This window comes from Crenothrix polyspora, assembly GCF_900163755.1.
Taxonomy (GTDB): domain Bacteria; phylum Pseudomonadota; class Gammaproteobacteria; order Methylococcales; family Methylomonadaceae; genus Crenothrix; species Crenothrix polyspora.
In genome coordinates this window covers 1-3458 of record NZ_FUKI01000065.1, presented here as the reverse complement: position 1 = coordinate 3458, position 3458 = coordinate 1, and the positions used below count along the sequence as shown (strand labels likewise).

Below are 3458 nucleotides of genomic sequence, written 5' to 3'. Positions count from 1 at the left end.
CAGGTTTAATGCGGGTTACAGAGCACTACTATCCAAACACGCACGAATCCTTACGGTCGGCCTTATAGAGAACGCTGACCATCAAGGTGACACAGCCGCTTGCTGTCGTGCTGCCATCAATAATCAGAACTATCGTTTGTTTTGCGAGTGCCTTCAATATCTGCTTGATATATGGCAGGTAATACAGATCAATATCTACCGCTTCATTCTTAAGCCAACGGCGCAACTGCATGATTTTGCTTTCTTCCTGGCCTGCTTTGGGTATCTCACTGGCAACTTCCGCCAGCTTGACTTCACCACTTTGGACGATCCCACAAATAAACCCTGCCATGATATTCATATGCCTGGCCTGGTTGCCTTTCATTTCAATACCCAGCGCTTTGATTAATGCCTGGTGTATAGCCCTATAAACTTTGTGACAATTTAGCATGGTGATTTTATGAAAAAATTCACTAAATTATCAAACTGTTAAAAAATAGCAATAGCTTTGGAAAAAGTGTACGGTAGTGAATACTTGCTATTGATTAGTAGCATTGATACTGACTGACCCCATGGATTGCGCCGACTTCGCCGTAGTTGACAGGTCATTGATTTCGTCGGAAATATCGTCATAAAGCTCCGTTGTCCATTCCGGAAGTTGTTCAGAATCGCTTTCTAATGGGTAGGAGCTTGGATCGTGCTGGGCTATCACGACTTTTACATTTTCGGCACCTACTTTTGCGGTGAGGACAAAAAGTTCTTCTATGGTTTCATCACCCATAGCTAGGCAACCGATTGAGACAGCCCAGCCATGAATGAAAATATCCAAACCAGGATTAGTGCGTCCTTCCTCCTCAGCATGGAACAAATCAAATTCGTTTGAATAGTTGATTTTCATGGACAAGTGGTAATTGCTATTGGGATTCAGCCCCTCGATGCGGTAAACGCCTTCTGGCACTTGCCTGTCGCCTTGGCGCAATTTGGGGCCTGCTACGCCACTGGCAGCCTGAATGCCGTAGGTGTGGATAAGGCGGAATTCTTTGTTATCCTTAGCCCATAGTTCCAGTTTCTTTTCCTGTTTTAAGGCGACCAGGGTGCTTTGGGAGGAAAAGATACCTTGGCTTTGGTGAAATAGTTGTTAAGTTTGCGCGTTACATGTGTACCGTAAATTTGCATAATATCTTCTACGGTTCTTTCGCCTAGCGGATGCGGGATGTAATTTGGCTTGATTTGACTCCGAGGTTTTACCAGTGTGGCATTTGGCCTATTAATAGGCTGGTATTCGGAGCAAGCGACCAGTAATGCTCTCAGGGTTAAGCCGACAATGATTTTGCTTGTTGATTTTATAATGTGCGAGATAAAGAGGTTGGAGATTGTTGTACATTTTAGACTATTAACATCCATAACTGTTTTCTAACCCCTTAAATGCCCATCCCCATAAGTTACCGATTTACAGCTTGTCAACTTATCAGACCCAACCGGACCACGGACATGCAGCGAGGTAGGCTGAGTAGAACGCAGTGAAATCCATTTCAAAAACAACCAAGGATGGAACTCAACCACCCTTTTTTGCCTGTTTTTCACATATTGATAAAGATTGCACTTAGTGCTATATTTTGTGTTCATTAGCGTAACTAAAACCAAGCTACATGTACATTTACAAAACTCACTGGTTTGATAACTGGGCAAAGAAACAGGATTTAAACTCCTACACACTTTGTCAGGCAGTGCAGGAAATGAAAGCTGGACTTTATGAGGCAGATTTAGGCGGCGGGTTGTTTAAAAAACGCATCGCCAAACAAGGCCAAGGCAAAAGCGGTGGTTTTCGCACATTAATTGCCACCAACAAAGGCAGCCACTGGTTTTTTGTCTTCGGTTTTGAAAAAAATACCCGCAGCAATATAGGTCAAAAAGAGCAAGCCGCGTTAAAACGATTAGCTGTTGAACTGTTACATTACCCGCCGCAAATTATTGAAAATTTGGAACGTGCCAACGAACTCATCAAGGTAGAATGCCATGAAAAAAAATCAATCAGCCATTCTTGAAGTGGTTCACCAAACTGCACAAGGTTTCTATCGTGCCGGAGCGATGGATAAAACCACCTTGCGGGAATTTGACCGCTTATGTTTGCCGCCTATAGAACCTTTACAGCCCGAACAAATTAAGCAAATTCGGGAAAAAGCCAATGTCAGTCAGTCCGTATTTGCCGCGCTGTTAAATACCAGTGTCTCTACCGTGCAAAAATGGGAAGTGGGGCAAAAACGTCCAACCGGAATAGCCCTTAAATTGTTGCATTTAGTGCAAGAAAAAGGCTTGGAAATCGTTTTTTAGCCGTGTAGGGTAAAGGCAAAGACAAAATAAAACGTGTGAGGGCGGAATTCATTTAGGCAATTAAATCAGGAGAACATAATGGGAATGTTCGATAGTTTCTATACTAACGAAGGCAAAGAAATTCAAACCAAAAAACTCAACTGTGTTTTAGATAGATATTACATTGGTGATACAGTACCTAGCTACGAGTTGAATTTTGATGGTGCAACGGGAAATTACTATCTGATTGAGGCGTATGACAACGCCAGCGTCATTATTATCAACAATATTTTTATTGACACTCTTATTGACGCTGATCATGAAAATTTAAAAGCCAATACAAATGCCATTTTTAAAAGTTATTTAGCAAATTCCGAGCTGCTTTCTTTAAAATTGAGCCATATCATCAAAGAAAAACTGAATCCACAACGCACCGTTTTATCTAAAAAATTGAAGGCTGTCGAAGGCATACTGCATGAATATAAAACCTACCAAACTGACCCGAATTGTCTTGAAGGGAAATTTGCAAAATTAAGCTATCGCCATGTAGAAAAGCTTAAGCAAGGCGAATCATTAGATTCTTTGCTTACTGACGCTATAAGCAGCGAATACTCAACTGAATCAAGTTTTTTTGATGAGTAGCGCGGGAGGGCTCAATAGTGAAACGTATTGAGATGGATGTTTTTAAACCACCCTACGTTGTATTACGCTACCGCTAATACGCCCTACATTACTGTTCATTTCCTTAAATGCCCATCCCCATAAGCCACCCATTTATAGGTGGTTAGCTCGTCAGGCCCGACCGGACCACGCACATGCAGCTTATCCGTGCTGATGCCGACTACCGAACCCAAACCATAATCGCCGCCTCCTGATAATCGGGTCGAAGCGTTAATCATCACCGATGCCGAATCCACCCGCTCTTCAAATTGCCGAGCCAGCGCCAGACTTTGCGTCACAATGCCGTCCGTATGCCCCGAGCCATAGTGGTTGATGTGATCAATCGCGGCTTGAATACCCTCAACAATCTTCACCGACAGAATCGGCGCCAGATATTCGCTATGCCAATCGGCTTCTGTCGCCGCTGGAATACCGGGCAACCATTTTTGGTATCTACTTTAAATTCCAGGGTAAGCCCAATATCAAATCGGCACTGGCTGCGTTTTTTG

General features: G+C 43.1%; 6 protein-coding genes and 1 pseudogene. 3 read left to right on the top strand and 4 right to left on the bottom strand.

What is annotated here, in order from left to right; translation table 11 throughout:
* Nucleotides 1-28: 28 nt before the first annotated feature.
* The 3 genes from CRENPOLYSF2_RS04115 to CRENPOLYSF2_RS19135 all read right to left on the bottom strand — a co-directional run bounded on the left by CRENPOLYSF2_RS04115 (nucleotide 29) and on the right by CRENPOLYSF2_RS19135 (nucleotide 1383).
* Complete coding sequence (locus CRENPOLYSF2_RS04115) at nucleotides 29-430, bottom strand: hypothetical protein (RefSeq protein WP_087142694.1); 402 nt, start codon at nucleotides 428-430, stop codon at nucleotides 29-31.
* A gap of 87 nt (nucleotides 431-517) precedes the next feature.
* Nucleotides 518-1006: a L,D-transpeptidase family protein gene (locus tag CRENPOLYSF2_RS19140; RefSeq protein ID WP_245807891.1), complete on the bottom strand. Its 489-nt coding sequence runs from the start codon at nucleotides 1004-1006 to the stop codon at nucleotides 518-520.
* Between the two features lie 53 nt (nucleotides 1007-1059).
* Nucleotides 1060-1383, bottom strand: coding sequence for a hypothetical protein (locus CRENPOLYSF2_RS19135; RefSeq protein WP_245807890.1), 324 nt, complete (start codon nucleotides 1381-1383; stop codon nucleotides 1060-1062).
* A gap of 245 nt (nucleotides 1384-1628) precedes the next feature.
* On the opposite strand from CRENPOLYSF2_RS19135, the gene CRENPOLYSF2_RS04105 reads away from it, so the two are divergent.
* From CRENPOLYSF2_RS04105 to CRENPOLYSF2_RS04095, 3 genes are all read left to right on the top strand, one after another.
* Nucleotides 1629-2024 carry a type II toxin-antitoxin system RelE/ParE family toxin gene (locus tag CRENPOLYSF2_RS04105; protein ID WP_087142693.1) on the top strand — a complete coding sequence of 132 codons (396 nt, stop codon included), beginning with the start codon at nucleotides 1629-1631 and terminating at the stop codon, nucleotides 2022-2024.
* Nucleotides 1996-2310 carry a helix-turn-helix domain-containing protein gene (locus tag CRENPOLYSF2_RS04100; protein WP_087142692.1) on the top strand — a complete coding sequence of 105 codons (315 nt, stop codon included), beginning with the start codon at nucleotides 1996-1998 and terminating at the stop codon, nucleotides 2308-2310. Before CRENPOLYSF2_RS04105 ends, CRENPOLYSF2_RS04100 begins: the two co-directional genes overlap by 29 nt.
* Before the next feature lie 78 nt (nucleotides 2311-2388).
* The gene (locus CRENPOLYSF2_RS04095) at nucleotides 2389-2931 is read left to right on the top strand and encodes a hypothetical protein (protein WP_087142691.1); all 543 of its coding nucleotides are present in this window, start codon (nucleotides 2389-2391) and stop codon (nucleotides 2929-2931) included.
* A 95-nt stretch (nucleotides 2932-3026) separates the two neighbouring features.
* Here the strand turns inward: CRENPOLYSF2_RS04095 and CRENPOLYSF2_RS04090 are convergent.
* A pseudogene (locus tag CRENPOLYSF2_RS04090) lies at nucleotides 3027-3377 on the bottom strand (aldehyde dehydrogenase family protein); the annotation flags it as partial.
* Nucleotides 3378-3458: the final 81 nt, after the last annotated feature.